This window comes from Neobacillus endophyticus, from assembly GCF_013248975.1.
Lineage (GTDB): Bacteria > Bacillota > Bacilli > Bacillales > Cytobacillaceae > Neobacillus > Neobacillus endophyticus.
In genome coordinates this window covers 3375871-3399635 of the sequence record NZ_JABRWH010000001.1, presented here as the reverse complement: position 1 = coordinate 3399635, position 23765 = coordinate 3375871, and the positions used below count along the sequence as shown (strand labels likewise).

Genomic DNA, 23765 nt, shown 5'->3' with positions numbered 1-23765 from the left:
ATAGCGCCCGATTGTTGAAGATCGTTATTGAAGTAAAGGTTCGAATTAATACAACCCCTAGTTTTTTACACATTTGTAAGGATCAATTCTGATGGATTTCCAGTTTCCTTCAGAATCCTTTTTATATTGAGAAATTAAAACATCTGTATCATTTGTTAATTGATAAAAAATAAATCGATAATAGGCTCCATCCGTACCAAAATAATCAATGGTTTTGACGTAACCATCTTGTTTAGTAGGCAGCTGCTTTTTTATTAACTTGCACCATTCTCCATACATAATACCAACGACTGCTTCCGCATCATGCTGCCAGAGATGATAGGCTGCACATAGGAAGTCCTCTCCGTACAATTTCATCTGGTCAATTTTATACATGTTTTGAACTTTTTTTAATTGGACATAGCCGTAATAATAAGCAAAATAGGTGACGCCTTTTGATGAGCCTTCAATGCTTTCTAGCTCAACGAAATATGGAACAATGCCATTTTCATCAGGAAGTCTGTTCTTCTTAACTAAATTTATATGTCCAATTCCAGCAAACGATTGAAGATATTTATTATAGGATACCCTTTTCTGATAGTCTTTCGTAAAAAAGTTATATGCAATTGGATAGGGCAACCTTGCCATCCCCACAGTTCCGCACCCACCCAACTGGTTTGGAGTGAGGTTTTCTGCCTCTCTTAAAATACTAAAGTAGTTTAAAACAGTTTCATCAGGAGTCCGAGATAATGATGCAGGGAGTATAATTTCTTTGTAGTTTTTATCATAATAAGGATCAAAAAATTGGAAGTTTTTGATAAGGGTATTTTTAATAGGGAGGCTGGAAGGACGAAAGTATTTTTCGGCATCTCTGGTACTAATTAACGAGGTTTGGTTTCGTTCAACTGGTTGTCCAAATGTTTGCGGTTCATATTGAGCTCCCATAACGAGAGTCATTTTTTTTCTGGAATCATGATTGAACGTCCGATTTATCCATTTTGTAAAGTGTTTCAATTAGAAGCCCCCTTTAGGAAGATACTGTTTTACCTTATTCACTTTACTTTTTTAACATTTTAACCATTAGGAATCCAATGACAGCCAGTCCAGCTAATATTGATATAGGTATTAAGATATTTAATATCATACGCTCCCCTTCTATGGTTATATAATCCAATTATTCGATAAAATCCCAAAACGATGTACACACTTCTTCTACAAACCTGCCATTTAACGGATTAACGACCATGATAAAATGGACTTCTGCTGCAGTCCATAAATTCTTCAATGCTTGCGCCCGATTGCTGAATAAATTTAAAAAGTTTTCCTTAGCTATTTGTTCTTTTAGTTTATAAGTAAGGTTAAATAAACAGACAAAGACATTTATGCTGCTAAAAACAACTTTATTAAAATAGAACCTGTCGAAAATCAGACTCTGTGTTCCAAAACTGATATCTTTCCAAATGCAAATTTCACATTTAATTACATCTATCATGCCGTATTTGGACTTATCTTGGACTTATCTCGGACTTACCCCATTTACGGGTGTTAAAGAGAGGGTCTTTACCTTCACTAATGTCCAAAGTAATTGGACAGCCAACTACTAATTATCATAAAAATCCCTATTACAATAACAATTGCAGGGCCCACAATAAAAATTCCAATTAGCAAGGATTTTACAATTAGCCAAACTGTATAAGAAGGTTTTTCTTCATTATTCTCTAACTTTATGTTAATTGACTCTAATGACTGACTTATGTTTTTTAACTCATTTATTATTTGTTTTTCGGTTTCTTTCTCCATGATAAGACACCAATCCTACTATTGTTTTATTCTATCCTAACATTTTTTAGCAAGAGATAGAGATAAATTAACAAAAAAATCCAAAAAATCCATGCAGGATTTTATGCCGTTTTTGAAAGGGATGAATTCGTAAAGCCATAAATTCTGTTATTTCAGTTAAAGCAAAAGTTGTGGAAGTGACGAGAATATATTGAAGTAAAGCAACCCGTTACTTGAATAAGAAAGGTAATTAAAATCAAACCCTGTGTGTAGTCAATAAATACATTCCTAGAAGTATAATCATTACCACCAATACACCTAAAAGAGACGTTTCATTATAAATCCTCCAATATATAAATCACTATTTTCTACATTTAATAAAAAATTCTAACCTGTCATATTGCTAAAGAAACAAACATCCGTCTATACGGCCCGGGTGTTCAAGTAATGTGCCCGATTGTTAAACAAAACGGAAGTTATTTCTTTACTTTATCGGTCCATAAAACTTTGTATAAAAGTGCACTCTCTGCTTCTTCAAGACCTTTTGGTAATTCGTGTATTTGATAATTTAATATTGAGCCACTTTTAAATGGTTCGATCACATAAAAAATGAGCCACCCGATTTCCAATTTTAATAACCTCTCTTATGATTGAAAGTGACCACTTATCAATTGAAGAGAGGAAAAAAGGATGATCGATATGGCTCAATTTCATAATATCAAATTTTTGAAAGAGGTAGAAGGACTGTCTCAGCGACAGATTGCCAAGAAACTTGGTATTTCAAGAAATACTGTAAGTAAATATCTTAAACAAAACGAACCGCCAACAACAATTAATAGGCAAAAGGTTTATGGAAAAAAGGAAAGTTCAGATGAAATCAAACGTGTCCTTCCTATCATAGATCAATGGCTTGAAGAGGATTTTAAGCGATGGGGAAAACAAAAACACACAGCTGCCCGGATCTTTAGAAGATTAGAAGATGAATATCAATTTAAAGGGTCAGAATCAAATCTTCGTAAGGTTGTCGCAAAACGCAAAAAGAAGCTTCAGGAAATCTTCATTCCTCTTGATTTTCAACTCGGCCACCAATTCCAATTCGACTGGGGAGAGGCGGATATATTTCTACAGGGTCGAATTCAACGTGTTTACCTCTATTGTATTCAGCTTTCTGCTAGTCGAGTACGATTTGTGAGAGCCTACCTCCATCTCAAACAAGAGGCTTTTCTTGATGGTTTTGTCCATGCGTTTGAGTTTTTTGGTGGAGTTCCAACTGAAGGTCTTTTTGATAATTTAAAAACAGCTGTGGAAAAAATTCTCCAAGGTAGAGATCGATTAGAACAGGAAGCATTCCTTGCCTTACAAGCTCACTATTTGTTTAAAGCAGAATTTTGTAATGTACGCTCAGGGAATGAAAAGGGGCGTGTCGAAGGCACTGTTGGATACATACGAAGAAACGCTTTCGTTCCATTACCAAATGTCCAATCAATGGATGAATTAAATGATTATCTATTGGAATGGTGTTTAAAAGAAGCCGAACAAAGAACTGTTCCTTACACAAAAGAAACTGTAGCCCAGATGTGGGAAAAAGAAAAAGAATACTTTCACCCACTCCCAGAAAAAAGATTTGAAGCTTGTAAACTCGTTTCCTGCCGAGTGGATAAAACATCACTGGTTACGATTGAGACCAATAAGTATTCTGTGCCGTGTCGTTTTGTTGGACAAACGGTATGGGCAAAAATTTTTGTCGACCGTTTGATCGTTGTGGCTCAAAATGAAGTGATCGCTGAACATTCCCGTTCCTATGAACAGAATCAAATGTTTACAATTTTAGATCATTATTTAGAAATATTGGTTAAAAAACCACGTGCAGTACGAGATGCACATGCATTTCAATCATCTGATATTCCAGAAGTGTTCAGGCGTTTCCATCGAAAGATGAGAGAACAAGAAGGAGCCATAGGTGATCGGAAATTTGCTCGACTCCTCCTCCTTCATCGAGAAATTGGTATGGAGAAATTAACACAGGCACTTCTAGAAGCTGAAAAGACGCAAGTCTTTAGGTATGAAGTAGTCCATGAAAAAATCCAAAGGCTCACCAATAACAGTTTCATGCTTGAAAATCTTTCAAGAGAAAAAACGCCAACTAATCTACTAGACTATAAAATTCAAAAGTCTAACATAGCACAATATGGACAATTAACTGGGGGTCAGATGAAATGAATACAGAATTATTATTAGACCATATGACAAAGCAATTAAGGATTCCTACAATCGCTAAACAGTATCGCTCTCTAGCGAGAGAAGCCGAAGAAAGAAATCTCAGCTATGAAGAATTCTTATTGGCATTATTAGAAGCAGAGGTTCAAACTAGGGAAGAAAACCAAAAACAGAGACGCCTTATGCAAGCTTCTTTTCCTATTCAAAAAACGTTAAACACTTATGACTTTAGTTTAATGCCGAGCTTAAATCGGAACCGTTTCATCACTCTTGCCAAAGGAGAATTCGTTGAGAAAAAGGAGAATATTATTTTTCTTGGGAATAGTGGCACTGGGAAAACACATTTAGCTATTAGCCTTGGAATAGAAATGATTCAGAACGGCTATAAAACAAAATTTATTACCGCTTCTGCGTTGGTAGAAGAACTCTTGATGGCCCATGAAGAGCATAAAATTGGGGCATTAGAAAAAAAGTGGCTCAAATTCGATGTGATCATTATTGATGAATTAGGGTACGTCCCCTTCACAAAAATGGGAGCAGAACTTTTATTTCAATTCTTTTCTAGCAGATATGAACGGGCAAGCGTGATCATTACTACCAATCTTGAATTTACGGAATGGACAACCGTATTTGGTGATGAAAAAATGACGGCAGCATTATTGGACCGTTTAACGCATCGGTCACACATCCACCTTCTAAATGGTGAATCATATCGATTTCGTCAAAGTATGAAGCAAAAAGAAGTCGGGGAAGGGTAACCGAAGCCGCGAGGTGTTTGGGGTTTTGGCCCCTCCCCGGGGCAAAAACCCCAAACACCTAATTACTCCCATTAATGGGAGTTGAAACTCATTAAGTGGCTCACTTTTGAAGTGATCGCTCTGGCTCAAATTAATATTGACAAAAACAAATTCGCCATTTATGCTTTCAACAGAATGCAAACCATTTTTAGTAGTGCCTAACCAAGCAACTAAATATGCTGGCTTATTTTTCTCTAAAGTGATTTTTTTGCTTATTAACTTACTAAAGGAATACGTTGTCATATTATTCGAATACTTCGTTGTATCAAGTCCAGATGGTACCCCCGATAATAGCTTTAAAGCATGATCTTCATCTTCGAAACCACTTATTCCAAAAGAAATGAGGCTGTCTTTAAATTTTGTTTTCGGTTCATCCGAAGAACTTAGCAACTCCTTTTTAAACTTACCGTTTTCAAACTCCTCCACTGAAAATTGCAAATCATCATCTTCTTTCAGAGTGCCATTCAGCTTAAAAAATTCAATTTGCCCTACACCAGTTTTGCTAATAAGCAGTTTTTCCTTTTCACTCAAGTTATATGGCTCAATGGTTATTTTCGAATTTGATGACGGATTTTCTTTCTCTACACCGGTACACCCAGTTAGCAACAAGGTGAAAATTATAAAAAAACAATACCCTTTAAAATTTCGCATCTTTTACTCCCCAATTAACCAATGTTACATTAAATTATCTCAAATTTTCCATATTTTGCAATATTAATTATTCCGTTAAATGGCCCAATTCATTAAGAAGAGCACATTTCTTACTCTAGAAATGCGCCCGATTGTTGAAGATCGTTATTGCAAGGAGCTTCTATAAGTTGATTTTTGTTTTATTTTTTTAGACTCTGTTAAATTTTAATGTTGAAAAATTGATAACACATAAAAAACAGTGGAATTCAGATTTTGAATTCGCACCGCTTTTTAAGAGTTGGAATTATTTAATTAAAACACTTTCTTTAACAGTTTCATCTTGAAATTTCTAAATTTAGATATATCGTGTTTCATAGCATAAACACCAATTAATTCAAGTGCAATCCCACTTCCAAGCATTAATCCTTCAATAAAATCAGGTAAATGGATTGAGTACAAATGCAAAAGTAGCATTATAGCAATGATAACCAAGCCTATACGGAAAAATTTATGTGAACCTTTCACAGTATCACCTCCTATTAAAACAAATATTTTGATATTATAATGATTCAAAAAAGAAGTATAAATATTATAACACAAAATTGTTAATATATGGATTTTGTTTCTGAATTTTTTATTGCTTTAAACTGAACTTTAAAAAGCATTACATTTTGAATATAGAAAGACGCAGACTACCATAAGTTTCTGTCATTTCAAATACAAATGATGTTAGATATACGTTTTTAGTGAGATTATAATACGCATTCGGAAAGTATCAAATCTCAACAATATTCTTTAACAGAGCCTTTTTTTATAACGGAAAATAAGAACGGAGCTTATTGAACAAATAAAACATATACCAAGTTCAATCTTCTGATTACTAAAATCTAAAGCAAGAAACGCCATCAAACTGCAAAACGATAATATGGCAACAAACTTGAGGATGGTACTTAGAAACATATTCATACGTTTTTTCTCCTTAAAATTATGATTTTTAGGAAATGACACATAGAAATTTTATTGCGATTTAAAAATGAGTATGTGTCGTTATTCATATTAATAAATAGTGTTTCATCCTGTAAGTAGAACACGTATGTACAATATTACTTTAATCAATACTTCCGATTATAATAATATTTTACGATATTCTTAATCACTCCAAGATAGAAACCAGTGACAAGCAATGTAATTAAAACGACAATGTTATAAAACCCTGCAATAATAATCGCAATTGCAATACTAAATCCAACGATTATTGTTGTAGTACGCCCAGTTTTTTGTTGTATCAAAATTTTCCGTTCATCGTTTTCTTCTACATATAGTTTTTTCAAAAGTGCTTCATTCTTTAATGTGTTTCTTAACTTTCCGATGTAATAAAATACCATCAAAGAAATTCCTATAAAAATACCGACTTGTACCCCTCTACTAAAGTCACTTGCATTATTTTGATTTGAACGATTAAAAGCAGCAAGAATTATAATACATACTCCCATCAATCCACTTACACTTTTATACATAATAAGTTTCTTACTTATCTCTGCTCTAAAATTATCCATTTAATTCTCCTCCACTTCTGAAAAATCAAAGACATCTTCAATTTGTAAGTTAAATAATTTTGCAATTTTATAAGCTAAAACTAAAGATGCTACATACTTCTCATTTTCCAAAGATGTTATCGTTTGTCGTGTCACACCAACCGCTTCAGCTAATTCTGCTTGACTCATCTTTTTGCTTTTTCTCAATTCAGCAATTCGTGACTTCATGATATTCTCCTTTAAAATGATACGCAAAGTTTACTTTGCAAAATTAGTATAGTTAACTTTGCCGACGTTGTCAAGTTAACTATACATTAATGGAAAATAAGTAGTAAAAAATTTCTTATTTAGACACAAAAAACACATTACTTTCTATAGTGTCGTACTCTTTTATAAATGCATTGTATATATTTCATTTTCAAAATTGATCCGTTGGTTTATTTTTAAAAAAATCCTCACATTCTCTTCACCGATTATGATTTTCTTTAAATATGGTGCTCCACAATTTGGTCCTAAACCTAAATAAAAGGCACAATTCTTGCTGCAGAATTGCGCCCGATTGTTGAATATAATTTACTGAATATTGTTGTAGAAAAGCACCCGTTACTTGAATAAGAATATTTATTGAAGCCCATATTTTAATATCTGATATCTGATAACTTCGTTTCCAAATGTGAACCATAATAAAAGCAATAAAACTATAACTCCCATCACCAGACTAAACCAAGCAAAATATTTATTTTCCTTATTTATTATAGGGTATAGAACAATTAGCAATGCCCCAAAAGCAAGGGTAATTACAACCGAAAGTTGTCCTGTTAATGTTTCAAAAATCATATAATCCATCCCCCTTCTCTATAGGAATATTTTAACATAATTTTCTGATTTCTTGTTGATCTATCCAGCCCTGTTAGTTCAAGTGAAATTATTCACAATATGCATTTTTTTCTTCACATTGTTATGTAACAATCTGGCCCTTAACATAAGGAAAAAGCGCAATTCTTACTACAGAATTGTGCCCGATTGTTGAATAAGCAATCACAATTTATTAACCTGGCGCTTGGATTGGATAATATACCAACCTTTAGATTCTGACTTATAGTGAGCCACATTAAATTCCTTTAATTCTATTAAATCACTGAAGAATGTAGGGATGTTACAATCCCAGTTTAATTCTTCCACTTTAAGAGGGAAATTATCTCTGTTTGGGTTTGGAGTATGAATATATACTGCATCTTGACCAGAATCTTTATTATCCAATAAAACCCATGATTGAAAAGGTTTTTCAAGCATATTTAGCTGAGTTAATACCCTTTTATATAAAGCTAAATATGCTTTTATATGCTCTTTTCTTATATGAACACTTCCATTTCCAACACCTTCCCAGTCAAGGTGGACATGATAAAGCTCAAACCAGGACTCATTATCAAGTTCCAAGTTAAAATTATTTACTTGACGCCATATATTACGAAAATACCTCTTTTTCCCACGAAACTTTTTCAGAAATATTCCTCCTTTTTTATCTAATCTCTTCTTGTATAAGCCTGCTTTCGTTAGATTAATTACATTTGAACTAATCGCTAAAATCTTTAATTATCGTTTCTATTTCATTAACATCATAAAATTCACCATCGCTAATGAATTTTTCAATTTCTACCGAACCATCCTCCATAAACTCAACTCCCCAACGTTGACCCGGAACAGCAATTTCCACCATAATCGCTTCTTTTCTTACCTTATTTAGTTTATAAAAAATATTTCCCTCTTCTAGATTGTTAAGAAAATCAATTAAATCTTTAATCCCCACGAAATGCCCCCCAATATTAAGTAATAATGAAATAAATATTCTAAACCAGTATTAACTTAACACTGCAATTGAACTAATGAAAGATCAAGGAAAATTGACAGCTGAAATCCTTTTTATTCTGTGTAAGATCAATGCCAAATTCCTTTTTCGGATAAACACTCTTTTGAGGAAGATCATTTACCTATCTATCTTAGACAAATATTAGTTCTTTGGACGTTTCTTATTAGCCCCAAAATGAACTTGGACAGTAAGAGTAAATTTTATTATACTGCTTAATGTACCAAGGAGGCTGACATCATGAAGCGAATAAAACATTCAAAAGAGTTTAAATTACAAGTCATTAAGGAAGCCCGAGAAACAGGAAATATTACCCTTGTAGCTCGTCGGTATGAATTGAATCCAAACATGGTTAGTCGATGGATCCGTGAATATAAAGATGGAAAATTTGGAGACATGGATGTAGCTGTTTTGCCAGACCTAGATTCCAAAGAATTATCTAAGGAAAATGAAAAACTCAAAATGATTTTGGGAGAAAAAGACCTTGAAATAGCGATTTTACGGGATTTAATAAAAAAGAAAAACCCTCACTTACTGAAAAACTTGAAGTAGCTGATCAATGGATTAACAAAGGCTATTCTATTTCAAAGGTGCTCAAAATTATCGGTATTCCTCGTTCCACCTATTATTATCAAAAGAACTACCGGGTGGAAGAGAAAAAAGTGAGTGAGGGTCGTCCAGCACCTGGTTATTCCTTTAATGAGGAAGGAAAAAAAGTATCGGATGAACAAATCAAAGAATTTCTGTTAGAAGAAATTGCAGGCGATGCTTATAACTATGGTTATCGCAAATTAACCAAAGTACTTCAAAGAAAATATAGCCTGACTATTAATAAGAAAAAGGTATATCGCCTATGTAAGGAACTTGGGATCTTACGACCACAACGACAAAAGAAAGTCTCTTTTCCACGTAAATTAGCACGAAATCGGATCATTAAAGCTTCTAATCAACTTTGGGAAGCAGATATTAAATACGGATATATCGAAGGAGAAGATCGCTTTTTCTTTGTCATGTCCATTATAGATGTCTATGACAGAGGAATCGTTGCCTATCATATGGGATTAAGCTGCACCGGAGATGATGTAAAACAGACTCTGCAAAGAGCGTTATTGAAACGCCAACAATATGCTAAAAAGGAAAAACCTGTGATTCGAACAGACAATGGGCCACAGTTTATTTCGCATACCTTTGAAGAGTTTTGTGAAAATTCGAAAATGGAACATGAAAGAATTCCACCAAGAACCCCAAATATGAATGCCCATGTAGAATCTTTCCATCGCATTTTTGAGGACGATTGCTTGTCCAGATGGCAGTTTGAAACCTATGCAGAAGCATATCAGGAAGTCATGAAATTTATGGTGTACTATAACGAAAGACGGATTCATTCCAGCCTTTTAGACTTGTCGCCAAAGGAATTCTATCAAAAACAAAACTCGTTGGTAATCAAGGAGGTCCGGGTATAATGGCCTGTACTTATTCAAAGCAACAGCTTGATTTGGAGTGGTGGGCATGATAGCCTTGGCCGGCGATGCCAATGTTTGAACCAGCTGGCTTCTTGGCAGAAGAATCATGCCCACAGAGGCTCCATGTCAAGCAACATGGCCTTTTTGAAGAATAACGAAAGAAATCTAGTAAATAAAAAACTAAGAAAATAAAAGAATTAGAGAGATATTGTCCAAAATTCGGGGGTTAACCCGGTTTAAGAATAGCGTGTAAGAAATTCTACAAGCTTTTCATTTACATTTTCAGACTCTTGACCAAGCCATATTAAATGCCCCCATGAATCGAGTAAACATACCTCGGAATCCGTGATTTGTTGCTGAGCGTAATAAGCATGTTCAAATGAGACTGCTCCATCGTGTTTACTATGCATAATTAAAGTCGGACAAGAAATAGCTTGCAAGTCTTTGAATGTAACTTCTTTTGTCTGTAATAAGTCGATTAAAAAACCATGGCCTGACCGTTGGCGATTATTCATTTTTCGAATTTCATCAATATCTCCGGCTGCCATCTTACTCTTCATCTCTGCATATGAAAGCTTACTAAATGAAGACAACATTTGTTTAAAGATAAATTTAGGAAAACGATTATTTATGCATGAAATAAGTTTCCATGTTGTTTTTTCAAGTTGAGGACGGAACAAAATTTGCGCTATTTTATATTCTTTATCCTTGGGTGTAAGCCATTCTTTTGTAACAGCGCTTTGTAGGGTTAACGTTTTGACTCTGTGTGGATAATGGGAAGCGAAATATATCCCGGTGGGTCCACCTGCCGAAACAGATAGGAGGTGAACCTTTTCAATCTCTAAGTGATCCAATAGTTTCATATAGTACTCACAAGCTTTATATAAACTTTCCCCAATTTCTTTGGTCGTCCTACCGTATCCTGCTCTTGAAGGGGTAATCACAGAAAAGCCGTTCTGAACCAATGCTCTATATCCAAATTCCTCATAGCAATTGGAATGTCCACCATGCATCACAAATACCGGTATTTCTCCTTTTTCTGTTATGGAATACTCAATGGTATTACCGTCAACGATAACTGTATCGAATTTTCTTTCCATTGGCACTCACCTTCTTATTAACATCTTTTTCCCAATTATAACGTTTTTCTCGTTTGTTCATTAGTAGAACCTTTTATTCAAATAGACTCTTAATAGAGAAGCTTCGATATATTCACGATTTATCCTTCGAATATTCTACAATCTGGTCCTATAAATAAAGAAAAAGCACAATTCTGTTGAAGAATCGCGCCCGATTGCTGAATAATGTTATGTCATTTTTACCTTAAAAAACCCTTTAGACAAAGCGTATCCAAAGGGGGAAAACATCGCATCTTTTTTACAAACATCGTGACTTTATTTCAAAGCTACGCCGGTATAAATGTAAAAGGGGTTATCGGATGGAAATAAAAGTAAGCATATGACCCATTTTTACACGTATCTCGGCTGAACCCCTACTACGGCTGGGAGAGGAAGGTCGATAAGCAGCTCCATGGACTTCGCTATTGCCGTTTACGCGGTAGGGATAACGTCCAGGAACAAGCGTTGATGACTGCAACCGTTCAGAACATAAAAAAGATCGCCCTCCACCTTGCCAAGAAGGCAAAGTAGAGGGCGATCGCTGTTTCCAATAGATAATACGCACGAATATGAGCTTTATCCACCCATCTTTAGTATCGAAAAGCCCAAAATCATGCTTTTCTCAATCTGACCTGACTCTGGTAAAGAGTCAGGTGTTTTTGTCTTAGTCTTACTTTACTATTTTGTTAAGGTACTTGGAGGGGTAGCAACTGGACCTGTACTTGGTTGGTTGCCACCTGTTGAAGTAGTACCTGTAGCAGTAGTTCCAGCTTGGTTAGCACCTGCTGTGGTAGTACTTGTTTGTGTAGGAGCTGTTTGATTGGTTATAGGATTAGTTGTAGTTGTAGGGGTAGGAGCTCCTTGTGCTCCTTGACCTCCTTGAGCTGGAAACGAACCTGCGGCAAAAGCACTCGTTGCGGAAAGAGCTAGAGTTAATGCAAGTGTAGCCATTGTGATTGAAGATACCTTTTTAAGATGTTTCATTTTACCTACCTCCATTGATTTAAGTGGTGTTTATTTTATTGTGGTGTCTAAGGTGACTGTATTCGTCATCGCTGCGTTCGATCAGCTTTTCCTTGTGGATCGAGCAGACAAGGTTGGTATGATTCACTCGACCCCATCCCCTTCAGCATGAAGATTATGGTATAAACATATCATACACTTTTATTACTGTAAACAAACAATGTCGATCAGTGTCGGTTTAGAGAGATCAATTGCTATCTTCCATTGCTCAAATTTTTGCTGATCGATGCCGAGAAGTGCGATAATGACTTCTACATTTAGATGTGTCATCTGGTTTATGCTCTTCTGCATGGATATGGGGTAAGTCCGAGATAAGTCCAAAAACGGCATGATAGATAGAATAAAATGTAAAAGGGGTACGGCAAGAATTCCTTCTTTTTGGGGCCACTTGTAGATTGACAATAAGTTATTTAATTTTAAAACCTCAAACATGCATACCCCCCGTCCTGATTTTAGGATGGGGGTAAAATAAAGTTGTTTCTAAAAATTGTTTTATTCAAAAATAGCGCTCGATAGTGGAACAAGATGTAGTGAAGTTTTTAAGAGTTAGCACTATCCATAATATTTTTTTGATATTACAAAATGTAAGAATAAAACTACCACTGCTAACCGATAGCGTTTTTCAAATGATAAAGAATCGTAATCATCTATAAATTGTTTTAGCTCTTTTTCTTCTATGTTTGCATATATAGCTAATGTCTCAAATGAAATATTATAAGAACCCATCAAATGCTCTATTATAGATGAAACCCTTTCATCTGGTGTTACATCTTTCATACCAACCGACTGAAACAATATCATATCCGTAATATCTAACAACTTCTCAGTTGGCAAAAAACTCAAATCATTGTTATGGTTAGCATAATCCTGCACTTTTTCTTCGTCCAACCCACTTATTAAGCCAAATGTTTGAGGAGTTATTTTAAATTCCTCAAGAATGACTTTTAAATTATCTCTTGGGTCACCACTTTTTATATCCATTAAATTAAATCCTCCTGTAAATATATGTCTATACGTCAGTAGTTCAATACCAATTGTTTAAATTCCTTCTTAAAGTAACCTGCCATTTAACGGATTAACGACCATGAAAAAATGGACTGCTGAAAAACAGTCCATCGTTGTTCAATTCTTGCGCCCGATTGCTGAAGATCGTTATTGAACAAAAGCACTAAGTTACTTTAAGGGGTCTCGCCACATGCCCATCAAGCCAAGAAAACAGAATACCCCCAAAACGATAAAATGAGCTTCTTTGTTACAAGATAGGCTAAAATTTCGTTTTGGGGGTGCATTAAAATTAACTTGAAGGCTATGTGGCTGTACCCCTTTTAGTGAAAATGTCCTTTAAATACGTTTCCAAACATGATCAGGATCATGTCGTTGTTGATGATCAACTTTTGTACCATCATCCAATCGAATCCATGATTGGTAAGATCGATCTTCTTCAAATAAACGAATAATTCTTGCCCCTCGGGAAAACCCTTCTTTTCCGTAGGTGTTGTAACCCGTAGCCCTGCCATAAAAGAGGCGAATTCCGTGTAACTCGCCCCAAAAATCGTTAATATGGTCATGCCCAACGAAAACACCTTTTACGTCATTCATTTCAAGAAATGCAGTAAACAGACCAGAGTTAACTTTTGGACAACCCATTCCTTCGTAATTATGACCGTAGCATATATGATAGTTCCATACTTCGTTGTATTCAGGTAAGGGTATATGAAAAAACGCCAAGGACAGTAGTGGCATTCCCTTGTTTGACATTGTTAATTGTCTTGAATTTTCTTTATACCAGTTAATTTGGCTATGTGTTATCCATTCATATCCACCGATCGGATGATTTAAGTTACTCCCTGAATCAAACATATATAATGCCATAATTGATTCATCTGATTTTTTGGATTTAACTCGTAAAAGATAATTACCAAATCTATTCTCTAATTCAGGACCAGTTTCTGTTAAACAATGTCGATGCTCATGTTGCAAACTGATCAACTCAGTCTTTGAGCAGTTCATTTCCGCATCATGATTTCCAAAAACAGATGCCCAAGGAATACCAAATTCCTCTACTACCCTAACAGCGTTTCTGTAAGAGTCGAATGGATCTTCACATTCCTCACTATGTATGACATCGCCTGTAAAAACTACAAGGTCCGGCGATTCAACTTCCAAAATCCGCTTCATCAACGAGTATGTCTGAATATCTTTTGGATTACCATTTTTCCAATGTAAATCTGTAAACTGAACAATGGTAAAAGAACCGTTATCTCGAAAATACAAATCTTTCATCTCTCCACCTCCACTTGTCTATTTCCATAATTCGACACATAGTCATGAATTCCTTCGCATTAGTTAACAATCAAATCATTTCCAACTAAAGTTAGCTTTAGCTTAATCCTGTCACTTTAGGAGTTATTTTGCATCATAAATAAATATAAAAAGTCCAATTTCTCATTAAAATTAAAAAATTGGACTTTTATCATTACTCCTGAATAGCGCCCGATTGTTGAAGATCATTTATTTTTCTTTATTGACCATAAGTTCAATAACGATTTTTTTTGTTTTGGTGGCTGTCCTTTATTTATTTTTTAAATCAGCTTTTTGCATAAATTCTTCATACGCTTCCTCTATTTTCGCTTTACAAACATCTCTCCATAATTTTTTTAGATTTGTTATTTTTTCTTCGTTATAATCTTCTGGCTCCATATCCCCTCCAAAGCCAATCCAACAATCTGAATCGGGTACTAAGCCATTTTTATCAGCATAAGCAATCTCATAAGGAGCATATGTATAGCTATGATGTTTACAATTATTTTCAAGACAATGGAATCCAGGTTTATGGACTTTGGGGCAAAAATCTGGAGTAGTTTCAATTTCTTTCTCCCCAATTCCATTCAAACAATATACCTCTAAAATAATATGGTTATAAGACATAAGATTCACCCTTTTTTTGTAAATATAAAATAACTTTGTTATTTTACTATACTCCCATTTAACGAATTAACGACAATAAAAAATAAACTGCTGCTGTCCATAAATTCTTCAATTCTTGCACCCTAATATGGAATAACGAAATATGTGTTTAGCCCTAAAATCAATCAAAGCTTGTTGAACGACACATACGTTAATTAAAGATGAAGATTATTCAAAACAAGCAACTTCGTGTTGCGCTATGTATATTTTGTATAATCGTTCTGTGTCGTGCCCTTGTTCATCATCTCTCCATCTAATCGCTACGACTACCCCTTGAAGGTCAACGTTGTATTCGCCCGTATATCCTGCAAGAACAACCTTTCCGAAATTGTTACTTCTTTTGTATTTTAACTCCATATCCCAAAAAAATTTAGGATGCTTCATCTTTAGAACTTCTCCCAAATAAATACCTACATCTCTTAAAAGGGTTTGCGATTGTTCCGTGAACCTTTCTTTCGCTAATTGTTTATGAATCACTTTGGCAAGTGGGCCTAAATTAGCAGTTTTTTCATCTAATTCCTCTTCGGACACCATTTCCTTTATCGTATGTTCAAAAGCCCAATCCCATATAGGCATTAAAGATTCAGGTGTATAGTCAAGCACGCCACCATCACTCTCAAAGGCTTTCTTTAAAATTTCCAGCCTTTCTGGGAACGTACTTAATGCCCATTCATTAAGGATTCTAAGTTTCCTTTTCGGATATTTTGCTTTTTCCATTTTTTCTTCAATTTCTCTTGGGACATTGTGAATTGGGTAGTCAAACATACTTAAATCCTCCGATTGGTGCCTTTTGTTATCTAAAATTAAGTTTATCATAATGGTTCTTTATCAATAGAATTTTTGTGTGCCCTTGTTAAGCTAACCTCTCAGTTATCTTTATAACTCAACAAAAAAAGCGTTAATCTTTCTTCGATTAACGCGCCCGATTGTTGAATATAATTTACTGAATATTGTTGTAGAAAAGCACCCGTTACTTTAAGTGTAACATTTCACAAATCTAAATAGTTACCTGAACATTGTAAAAGCGATACTAGTTATTGATTCGATTGCAACTCTTGTGCTTTTGTGCCATTCCTAAAAAGAGTTATACATATAAAAAAACCATCCAGATGGATGGCTCTTTTGTTAACAGATTTCATGGTATTTAAATGGCATGATGTGTTAGATACTCTAACCTACTTTACTTTCTTCTAGGGCATGTTGCCAACTTGGGTAATAATGCAAAGCACTCCGCATTAAATCAGGATAAAGTTGTTTTACCTCTTTTTTCTTTAGAGATTTACCTTCGTTGTGTAAATTCTGGATCTGAGTAATGACTTGCTTTGATGTTAATAAAACATCCATTCTTCATTCCTCCTTTTCCAAATCTTCCTTATTATCTTTCCCATTGGCTAAAAAATTTAAACTGTAAACATAGTTGCAAGTCGCACCCATGTTTAAACAAACTTAACATAGAAGTATTGATATTGTGAAGAAATCTGCTCTATATAAGACTTCTTAATCATCATAATTGGTTATTATTTGAAGTGCGAATTTTAAAAAAATTGGGTAAATTACAACTTGGATTACAAACGAAAAGGCACTCATGCTCTGGCCCTACTCTCTGATTAACTTCTTTCCCCTGTATATCCAGGATTTTTGTATATTTCTAAAGGCTCCAGGTCAATATCTTGGGTATAATACAGTTTATATACATTAGAGGGGGGATAGTATGAGGCTAAGAAATGGAGATTTTTATACAAATGTTTTTACCAATAAGTTATATAGGTTAAATGAAGATAACGATAGTAGCTGGAACTTGAGTTTGCGTGATGAAAAAGGTTATCATGAAACAGGTAAGATATCAGGGCGTGATATGATTAGATTGGTAAAAGGTAGTTATAAAAAAAGCTAATAAAAAAAGCTACCCCATTCCTGTCATAGTATCTGTATTCAAATTTTTTTTTGGAAAGCAGGTAGAACTTGAAACAATATATGATGTTCCAAGGAAAAAGTCGCCTTTATGTCGAATATTAGTAAATAAAGGGGATTATCCAATGAGTAAAGTTGAGTTATTAAAAAAATTACTAAATAGTAGTCAAGGTAATTTGTTTTCATTAGAGATTCCTACAACAAAAGAAAGTGAAAAAAAGATTCAAGAAATGGTTAGAATATTAGAGGCAGAAAAAAGAATTAAATTAAGAGAATATGTCCAGAGAGAATACTCAGTTTATATACATGGAATAATTAAGTATGCATCCGAATAATCGGATGCTTTTTTTATTGGGGTGAATCACCATAGGGTCCTTCAAGTTATACAGTAAGCCAGGATGCGCATAGAATTTTTATGAGATTTAGAAATTGTGAACCTTCATAACCACTGAGCCAATAATCCCCTGGGTGTCTATTTTCTTAAATTAACCTGCACTTTAGCTTAATAACAACTGCTGTTTCAATTTCGTCATTGGAGTCAATAATTCCTGGAAAAAAGAAACAGGAGAGATGAAATTGTTATTATCTAAAGCATAGGAAATGTACGAAGCCGACAAACGAATCGAAGGCTTTTCTCCTCAAACATTAAAAGCATACAAACTCCAATCCATTTTACTAATACGATTTTTTAAAGATGTGCCACTCGAAGCCGTCACGACAGACCAATTAAAAGCTTATCTAGCCAAATCAAGTGAAAGCCTCAAACCCGCCAGTTTGGCTCATCGCATTCGGTTTATCAAATCAATGTTTCGGTGGTCACATGAAGAAGGACATATCCCTAAGAACCCAGCAGCTAAAATAAAAGAGCCTAAAGCTGGGAAACGAATCCCTAAATTTTTAAGCGAAATGGAAATCGAGCATCTACGCGAAGCCTGCAGTAATCCAATGGAAAAAGCACTGTTTGAATTTATGTTCTCCACCGGATGCCGTATCGGAGAGATTGTCACCTTAGATAGAAACAGAATTAACTGGTCGAACAGATCCGCCGTGATAAGAGGTAAAGGTGATAAGGAACGGGAAACTAATCGAGTGAATTGAACGACGGCTTGAACGACAGCTCGACCGACGGCTCGAACGACGGCTTGTACGGCGGCTAGAACGACCACTGCGTCCTCTTGGCATATTAATTCCTCCATTCCATTGTAATTTAAAGGATTAAAATTCCTTCAAGATATATTATTCTAGCTACTGTTTATTGGTCAGGCTTTCATCTATATGCAACTAAAATTGTATAATTTAATTAAGCCCTAATTAATTGATTGGAAAACCATAGAAAGAATTTATTCCAATAGGACTCTTATGGAACTAAACTGCCCCGTTAGCCATCCATGAAGCGCAAAAATCAACGCTTCACCACAGAGAATGAAAATGGTTTTAAACCGTCAATACTGATTCTACGGCTGGAGAGGAAGGTCGATGAACTATGGTGCGTTAGAGCCCATCCGTTAGTCTGACTCCACCGACCACGGTGCACCACTGACTGTCGCTCCCTTACGGGAAGCACACATGGTAGATTAATCCTATTCTGGTTGTTGCACCAGCCTCTAATAATAATCATCGCCGTAGAAAGGAAGTTTTCAATGGATGTAGTCATTGAAAGAGCATGCGGTATGGATGTCCATAAGGACAATATTACTGCCTGTATTTTGACACCAGAAGGAAAGGAGATTCAAACGTTCTCTACTAAAACTGTATTTCTTTTACAGTTGGTTGACTGGATTAAACAACATAATTGTACTCATGTCGCCATGGAGAGCACGAGTGTTTATTGGAAACCTATTGTGAACTTACTAGAAGCTGAGGATATTGAGTTTTTAGTGGTGAATGCCCAACATATGAAGGCAGTTCCAGGACGAAAGACGGATGTGAAGGATGCAGAATGGATTGCCAAACTTCTTCGCCATGGATTACTTAAAGCCAGTTATATCCCTGACCGAAATCAACGTGAATTGCGTGAACTCGTTCGCTATCGTAGAAGTATTATTGAGGAACGTGCCAGACAACATAACCGAATCCAAAAGGTATTAGAAGGCGCGAACATTAAGTTGGGGTCAGTTGTTTCAGATGTGTTGGGTGTTTCATCACGAGATATGCTTGATGCCATTGCAAATGGTGAAGAGGATCCTGAAAAACTAGCAAACTTTGCACGCCGCACTATGAAAAAGAAGAAAGAAGAATTGGAACTTGCCCTAAAAGGCTATATCAATTCACATCAACGCCTCATGTTAAAAACCATTTTAAGTCATATTGATTTTCTGACTGAACAAATCGAGATGCTCGATCAAGAAGTTGCGGAAAGAGTCAGCTCTCATCAAGAAGATGTATCACGATTGGATTCGATTCCTGGAATAGCGACCAGAATGGCTGAGCAAATCCTATCTGAAATTGGGACTGATGTGAAGAAGCAATTCCCTTCTGCAGCTCATTTGTGTTCTTGGGCAGGATTAGTTCCTGGGCAAAATGAAAGTGCTGGAAAAAGAAAATCAGTCAAAACTAAAAAAGGAAATAAGTATTTAAGATCGGCGTTAACCGAAGCAGCTCATTCAGTAAGAGGATCTAAAAACTATCTCGGTGCACTGTATAGGCGAACAGCATCCCGAAAGGGTAAGAAACGTGCTGGTATTGTAGTCGCTCACGCAATGTTACGTATCTCCTATTATCTATTAACCCGAAAAGAAATGTATGTAGACTTAGGTGAAGACTACTTTGATAAGCAAAGACAACAATCAATTGTTCGGCATTCTCTAAGACGACTCGAAAGTTTAGGTTACACCGTTACGTTGGAAGAACCTAAAGCCTCTTAAACCGGTTCACTAAAATACCATTGATCAATGAATTTGGCGCTCTCCCCTTTTTTTAAAAAACTAATGAGCTGCGTCTTCTTAAGTATTGCCATTTTCTCAAAGTTACAGATGTTTATTTTCATGGTAGTTCAAGTGAAATTATTCGCAATATTCATTTTTTTCTTCACATTGTTATGCAACAATCTGGCCCTTAACATAAGGAAAAAGCGCAATTCTTACTACAGAATTGCGCCCGATTGTTGAAGATCTATATATATATAAATTAATACTTTACCACTATGTCATATTGAGCTAACGCAACCCGTTGAATAAGGAATCCAAAGTTTTTGCCACTCCATCGTTATCATTGGTCTCAGTTGCTTCTTTAGCTAATTCTTTTAGTTCTGTTATGGCATTTCCCATTGCAACAGGGTAACACATATCCAAGCCTAAAGCTTGCCCACCATGCCTTTAAGGTGCATGGCTGCGCCCTTTGCAGCTATACCACCGGACCTCCTGAAAATAAAAAGACAGGCGAAAGCTTGGCATCCATGCTTTTAAATAAAATAAAGGCTGTTTTCGCAACTTTGTTGTTTTTAACAACTCTTTTTATAAAATGGTTTATAGTTTATTTGGGAATGAATAAAAGAAGAAAAGTGTGTGATAAAGGAATCTTAGCTTCTTTGGTTGTTTTAGGTGTTGCGACTCTGCGCTACCTAGAGCAAAGAGAAAAGCGCCTCTACCTCCAGTTAAAGATAGAGGTCGCTAAACAAAAGAAGAAAAAGAACTCCCAACGTCGGAAGCGTTAAGGAGTTCTAAGAACCTCAAACGGAGGGAAGGAGCTTGCTCCTTTCCTCCAGCATTTACTTGTATGTTACTTTTACCCTCTTTATACCAAAAAGACAAGTGAAGTGAGCGTTTGATGTCAACTTTTTCATTATGCCTATCATTGATAGCTTTTATTCTCTCTCTCAGTAATTACATCACGGCAAGACGGGACCGAAAACGGGAAGAGGAAGAGCTAAAAAGAGAGAAAGAGGAGCAAGAAATGGTGGTGCAAGAAATGGAGGAGGAAGAAATAGAAGAAATCCGTCAGTATTTAAATGCCTTAAACAAAAATGAAAACAAAGAAGAACGTCTGGTCTATCAAGTGATGGATTTGCAGTTGATTAAATATAGAGGAATCCAAACAGGAGATATTGTTCCAAATGATAAGGTAGCAATGGCTATAGATAAATCTATAGAGGGATTTATCTGGCTGTATGAAAAAGGTTATTCGCTTGAAAGGAATATTAAAGAATTGGTAAAAGATGAAGAAGAAAAGCTACATTATGAAGAAATGATGAACGCATTTGCAGTTTTGAACGATTTCATGAGTACGCATATGGCTTTAACGCGATAAGAAGAGAAAGTTCAGATGGACTATTACATTTGGTCTTTTTTTATCGGTATTTCCAATTCCAAAATAAAAAGCCAAATTTCTCAATATTAAAATTAAGAAATTTGGCTTTCTTGTTGCTCTGGAAAAGCGCCCGATTGTTGAAGATCGTTATTGAAGTAAATTACCCTATAATTTAAGTACATATCTTCATAAATTATGAAATAGTCTTTAGGTTTTGATAAAAAAATTCTTCGATTTTATAATTCGACTGCTTTAATAATTTTTGATAGTTTTTTGTCAAATACTCTCTTAATTCGCTATCAGTAACATTATTCAATTCGCTCTGAACATTAAGCAGATCTGTAAAGTTCATGTTACTTTTTTGTACAAAATGGAATAGTTTAGAGAGTATTTCTAAAGACTCACATAAGACAATTATTTTTTCACCGTTATTGTAATCAATTTTTACGCGACTCAATAATACGGTGTTCATAAATATTCCTGCTGCTTCTCCAAGAAAAGTTTGTGCAAGTCCAATTTCGACTTGATTAATCATATTCATATCAATTGTCAAAAGACTATTTCCGTTCCTTTTGTCCGTAAATTCAAACCTTGATTCATTCAATTTTAAAAGCCAATTTGTATTCCTATAAGCTTTTTTAGGATAAATAGTATTGTTCAAATCAATTGAAACCATTACTGCGTTATTCATTATTGCATTTCGGAAATCTGAATAATAATCAATATTGTGTTCGATTGACATTTTCTTCACCCCATTCCAAAATTTTACTTCCCGTTTAATTATAGCACTTTTTATATTTGGTAAATATTACAATTTCTTAAACCAAAGACTCTTTAATCATCAAAGAAATTGTACCTCAAAGCAACAAACTAATTAAAATAAGACATACGAAGTATTCTGTGAGGAAGGTGTCACTTTAGGAGTTATTTTTCACCTGTTTTAAGCGCTATTTTGCACTATAAATAAATATAAAAAAGTCCAATTTCTCATTAAGTTTAAGAAATTGGACTTTTATCATTACTCCTGAATTGCGCCCGATTGTTGAAGATCCCTAAGTTTCTATTAGATGGTTGAACAAGGATTATCAAGTTTATTATAGATTCTGAACTTAAGCATTAATCTGTTCATAATTGATTAAAATAAGAGAAAACTATTGGTGAGGTCTGCTATGAAAAAATTTATTCTTATAGTTATCGCCTGTTCGTTTCTTGTTCCATTTACACCAGTTAGAGCTGAAACCGTAACAAAAAATAATGTACAATTGCGTGATGACTTAATCCTCACCTTGTTATTTCCTTTAATTAGCAAAGAAATCGAGAAACATTACGGCAAACCAAAGCAGTATTCTAACCAACAGATTCTCCAAATCAAGAAGTTAAGAGAAGGCAGCTTCGACTTTGATGTGACGGTTCAGGTAACGACATTTGAAGGTGCCCATAATCCCCCTCGTGATTTAGTGACAATCACTTTTAGTAATTATCGTTCCAAAATTCCAGGTTGGCAGGCGATTGATTTCAAAAGCAGAAGATTATAGGATTAACGAATTTAAATGAAGGCATCCATTGTAAAAAGGGTGCTTTTTTTTCTCATATACTTCCACTATCCTGCCATTTACTTGAATAAGAAAAAAGTTGCCGCAACAGCCTTACTTTCTTGAACTCAAGCACCCTTTAGTTTAAGTGTAATTCTTCACAATTAAAACAGAATCTAAAACATCACCTTTATTTAATGACTGTTTCAGCTGGTGTAACCCCTTCGAATTCTTTATATTTTGTTACTATTTTAGTGATAAACCAAGTTCTTTTTCCTGTTGCTGGATTTTTCCCTAAAGTAATCTCCTTTTGTCCAGTCCCAAAGTTTTTATAAGAACTTCTTAAATAATAAGTCATAGTAAATTTAATTTTTTCATCACTGATTTTTTCAACCTTTGTTATCCGAAAATTTTCTACCCAAGGGCTTGATTGTCCAGTGCTCCAGCCTCTTTTTTCGAATTGTTTTTTTGTATGTCTTTGAAGGCTAGGTGAAAGCAAGGCATACTGTACAGCCCCACTTCTATTTTCTACACCTAATATCCACAATTCAACGGTCTGTTTAGGATTTTCAGATTGCAATCCTGTCATAAATGATATTATTTGGCTTTCTAATGGATTTTCTGGTTGAGCAGAAACAGAATTGCTATGAAGCAAAAGTATCACAAATATAAGGGGGAGTAGAATTAAACGCATATAATCACCTC

The 23765-nt window shown here is 35.0% G+C and carries 29 protein-coding genes and 2 pseudogenes; 11 read left to right on the top strand and 20 right to left on the bottom strand.

Annotated elements, in window-relative coordinates:
* Positions 1–57 precede the first annotated feature (57 nt).
* Together HPT25_RS16835 and HPT25_RS16830 are read right to left on the bottom strand one after the other, a co-directional pair.
* Positions 58–993: a hypothetical protein gene (locus tag HPT25_RS16835; RefSeq protein ID WP_173066606.1), complete on the bottom strand. Its 936-nt coding sequence runs from the start codon at positions 991–993 to the stop codon at positions 58–60.
* A 555-nt stretch (positions 994–1548) separates the two neighbouring features.
* Positions 1549–1779: a hypothetical protein gene (locus tag HPT25_RS16830; protein ID WP_173066603.1), complete on the bottom strand. Its 231-nt coding sequence runs from the start codon at positions 1777–1779 to the stop codon at positions 1549–1551.
* Positions 1780–2457: 678 nt separating this feature from the next.
* Between HPT25_RS16830 and istA the strand changes: the two genes are divergently transcribed.
* On the top strand, positions 2458–3978 hold the full coding sequence (gene istA, locus HPT25_RS16825) for an IS21 family transposase (protein ID WP_246277209.1): 1521 nt from the start codon (positions 2458–2460) through the stop codon (positions 3976–3978).
* Positions 3975–4733 (top strand): IS21-like element helper ATPase IstB, encoded by a 759-nt coding sequence (istB, locus tag HPT25_RS16820; RefSeq protein WP_173066597.1) that lies wholly within the window; start codon positions 3975–3977, stop codon positions 4731–4733. Before istA ends, istB begins: the two co-directional genes overlap by 4 nt.
* Here the strand turns inward: istB and HPT25_RS16815 are convergent.
* The 7 genes from HPT25_RS16815 to HPT25_RS16785 all read right to left on the bottom strand — a co-directional run bounded on the left by HPT25_RS16815 (position 4683) and on the right by HPT25_RS16785 (position 8744).
* A complete protein-coding gene (locus HPT25_RS16815; RefSeq protein ID WP_246277208.1) occupies positions 4683–5423 on the bottom strand; it encodes a YgaN family protein in 741 nt (246 codons plus the stop codon). The two genes, istB and HPT25_RS16815, sit on opposite strands and share 51 nt — an antisense overlap.
* Positions 5424–5714: 291 nt before the next feature.
* Entirely contained in the window at positions 5715–5927 is a 213-nt protein-coding gene (locus tag HPT25_RS16810; RefSeq protein ID WP_173066594.1) for a hypothetical protein, read from the bottom strand.
* 587 nt (positions 5928–6514) lie between these two features.
* Positions 6515–6958 carry a hypothetical protein gene (locus HPT25_RS16805; RefSeq protein WP_173066591.1) on the bottom strand — a complete coding sequence of 148 codons (444 nt, stop codon included), beginning with the start codon at positions 6956–6958 and terminating at the stop codon, positions 6515–6517.
* Positions 6959–7165, bottom strand: a complete 207-nt coding sequence (locus tag HPT25_RS16800) for a helix-turn-helix transcriptional regulator (protein ID WP_173066587.1) — start codon at positions 7163–7165, stop codon at positions 6959–6961.
* A gap of 393 nt (positions 7166–7558) precedes the next feature.
* Positions 7559–7774 carry a hypothetical protein gene (locus HPT25_RS16795; protein ID WP_173066584.1) on the bottom strand — a complete coding sequence of 72 codons (216 nt, stop codon included), beginning with the start codon at positions 7772–7774 and terminating at the stop codon, positions 7559–7561.
* A gap of 201 nt (positions 7775–7975) precedes the next feature.
* A complete protein-coding gene (locus tag HPT25_RS16790; protein ID WP_312857298.1) occupies positions 7976–8374 on the bottom strand; it encodes a hypothetical protein in 399 nt (132 codons plus the stop codon).
* Positions 8375–8510: 136 nt separating this feature from the next.
* Positions 8511–8744 carry a hypothetical protein gene (locus HPT25_RS16785; protein WP_217269738.1) on the bottom strand — a complete coding sequence of 78 codons (234 nt, stop codon included), beginning with the start codon at positions 8742–8744 and terminating at the stop codon, positions 8511–8513.
* 297 nt (positions 8745–9041) lie between these two features.
* Between HPT25_RS16785 and HPT25_RS16780 the strand changes: the two genes are divergently transcribed.
* Positions 9042–10264, top strand: a protein-coding gene (locus tag HPT25_RS16780; protein ID WP_173066581.1) for an IS3 family transposase whose coding sequence is annotated in 2 segments (ribosomal slippage) — positions 9042–9330 and positions 9330–10264 — 1224 coding nt in all. Because the reading frame shifts where the segments join, the coding sequence is not laid out codon by codon here.
* A gap of 236 nt (positions 10265–10500) precedes the next feature.
* Here HPT25_RS16780 and HPT25_RS16775 read toward each other — a convergent pair.
* Positions 10501–11364 (bottom strand): alpha/beta fold hydrolase, encoded by an 864-nt coding sequence (locus HPT25_RS16775; RefSeq protein ID WP_173066578.1) that lies wholly within the window; start codon positions 11362–11364, stop codon positions 10501–10503.
* Between the two features lie 420 nt (positions 11365–11784).
* Between HPT25_RS16775 and HPT25_RS16770 the strand changes: the two are divergent.
* Positions 11785–11913: pseudogene (locus HPT25_RS16770) on the top strand (transposase); the annotation flags it as partial.
* A gap of 147 nt (positions 11914–12060) precedes the next feature.
* Here the strand turns inward: HPT25_RS16770 and HPT25_RS16765 are convergent.
* The 7 genes from HPT25_RS16765 to HPT25_RS16740 all read right to left on the bottom strand — a co-directional run bounded on the left by HPT25_RS16765 (position 12061) and on the right by HPT25_RS16740 (position 16716).
* Complete coding sequence (locus tag HPT25_RS16765; protein WP_173066575.1) at positions 12061–12366, bottom strand: hypothetical protein; 306 nt, start codon at positions 12364–12366, stop codon at positions 12061–12063.
* 183 nt (positions 12367–12549) lie between these two features.
* On the bottom strand, positions 12550–12696 hold the full coding sequence (locus HPT25_RS28380) for a hypothetical protein (protein ID WP_217269737.1): 147 nt from the start codon (positions 12694–12696) through the stop codon (positions 12550–12552).
* A gap of 261 nt (positions 12697–12957) precedes the next feature.
* Positions 12958–13386 (bottom strand): HTH domain-containing protein, encoded by a 429-nt coding sequence (locus HPT25_RS16760; RefSeq protein ID WP_173066572.1) that lies wholly within the window; start codon positions 13384–13386, stop codon positions 12958–12960.
* Positions 13387–13746: 360 nt separating this feature from the next.
* Complete coding sequence (locus HPT25_RS16755; RefSeq protein ID WP_173066569.1) at positions 13747–14688, bottom strand: metallophosphoesterase family protein; 942 nt, start codon at positions 14686–14688, stop codon at positions 13747–13749.
* A gap of 288 nt (positions 14689–14976) precedes the next feature.
* Entirely contained in the window at positions 14977–15297 is a 321-nt protein-coding gene (locus HPT25_RS16750) for a hypothetical protein (protein ID WP_246277207.1), read from the bottom strand.
* Positions 15298–15540: 243 nt separating this feature from the next.
* Positions 15541–16137, bottom strand: a complete 597-nt coding sequence (locus tag HPT25_RS16745; RefSeq protein ID WP_173066563.1) for a hypothetical protein — start codon at positions 16135–16137, stop codon at positions 15541–15543.
* A 405-nt stretch (positions 16138–16542) separates the two neighbouring features.
* Positions 16543–16716, bottom strand: a complete 174-nt coding sequence (locus HPT25_RS16740; RefSeq protein WP_173066560.1) for a hypothetical protein — start codon at positions 16714–16716, stop codon at positions 16543–16545.
* Between the two features lie 367 nt (positions 16717–17083).
* On the opposite strand from HPT25_RS16740, the gene HPT25_RS16735 reads away from it, so the two are divergent.
* From HPT25_RS16735 to HPT25_RS16720, 4 genes and pseudogenes are all read left to right on the top strand, one after another.
* Positions 17084–17266 (top strand): hypothetical protein, encoded by a 183-nt coding sequence (locus HPT25_RS16735; RefSeq protein ID WP_173066557.1) that lies wholly within the window; start codon positions 17084–17086, stop codon positions 17264–17266.
* Positions 17267–17408: 142 nt separating this feature from the next.
* Complete coding sequence (locus tag HPT25_RS16730; protein WP_173066554.1) at positions 17409–17618, top strand: hypothetical protein; 210 nt, start codon at positions 17409–17411, stop codon at positions 17616–17618.
* Positions 17619–17883: 265 nt separating this feature from the next.
* Positions 17884–18363: pseudogene (locus HPT25_RS16725) on the top strand (site-specific integrase); the annotation flags it as partial.
* A gap of 560 nt (positions 18364–18923) precedes the next feature.
* Entirely contained in the window at positions 18924–20147 is a 1224-nt protein-coding gene (locus tag HPT25_RS16720; protein WP_173065436.1) for an IS110 family RNA-guided transposase, read from the top strand.
* A gap of 291 nt (positions 20148–20438) precedes the next feature.
* Here the strand turns inward: HPT25_RS16720 and HPT25_RS16715 are convergent, their stop codons facing one another.
* A complete protein-coding gene (locus HPT25_RS16715) occupies positions 20439–20549 on the bottom strand; it encodes an HAD hydrolase family protein (protein WP_246277206.1) in 111 nt (36 codons plus the stop codon).
* Here HPT25_RS16715 and HPT25_RS16710 point away from each other — a divergent pair.
* Positions 20549–20935 (top strand): hypothetical protein, encoded by a 387-nt coding sequence (locus HPT25_RS16710; RefSeq protein WP_217269998.1) that lies wholly within the window; start codon positions 20549–20551, stop codon positions 20933–20935. The two genes, HPT25_RS16715 and HPT25_RS16710, sit on opposite strands and share 1 nt — an antisense overlap.
* Positions 20936–21075: 140 nt before the next feature.
* Entirely contained in the window at positions 21076–21528 is a 453-nt protein-coding gene (locus HPT25_RS16705) for a hypothetical protein (protein WP_217269736.1), read from the top strand.
* A 193-nt stretch (positions 21529–21721) separates the two neighbouring features.
* Here HPT25_RS16705 and HPT25_RS16700 read toward each other — a convergent pair whose 3' ends face one another.
* Complete coding sequence (locus tag HPT25_RS16700; RefSeq protein ID WP_173066545.1) at positions 21722–22270, bottom strand: hypothetical protein; 549 nt, start codon at positions 22268–22270, stop codon at positions 21722–21724.
* A 427-nt stretch (positions 22271–22697) separates the two neighbouring features.
* Here HPT25_RS16700 and HPT25_RS16695 point away from each other — a divergent pair, with 427 nt between their 5' ends.
* Positions 22698–23063 carry a DUF3888 domain-containing protein gene (locus tag HPT25_RS16695; protein ID WP_173066540.1) on the top strand — a complete coding sequence of 122 codons (366 nt, stop codon included), beginning with the start codon at positions 22698–22700 and terminating at the stop codon, positions 23061–23063.
* Between the two features lie 187 nt (positions 23064–23250).
* Here HPT25_RS16695 and HPT25_RS16690 read toward each other — a convergent pair whose 3' ends face one another.
* Positions 23251–23754 carry a hypothetical protein gene (locus HPT25_RS16690; protein ID WP_173066537.1) on the bottom strand — a complete coding sequence of 168 codons (504 nt, stop codon included), beginning with the start codon at positions 23752–23754 and terminating at the stop codon, positions 23251–23253.
* Positions 23755–23765 lie beyond the last annotated feature (11 nt).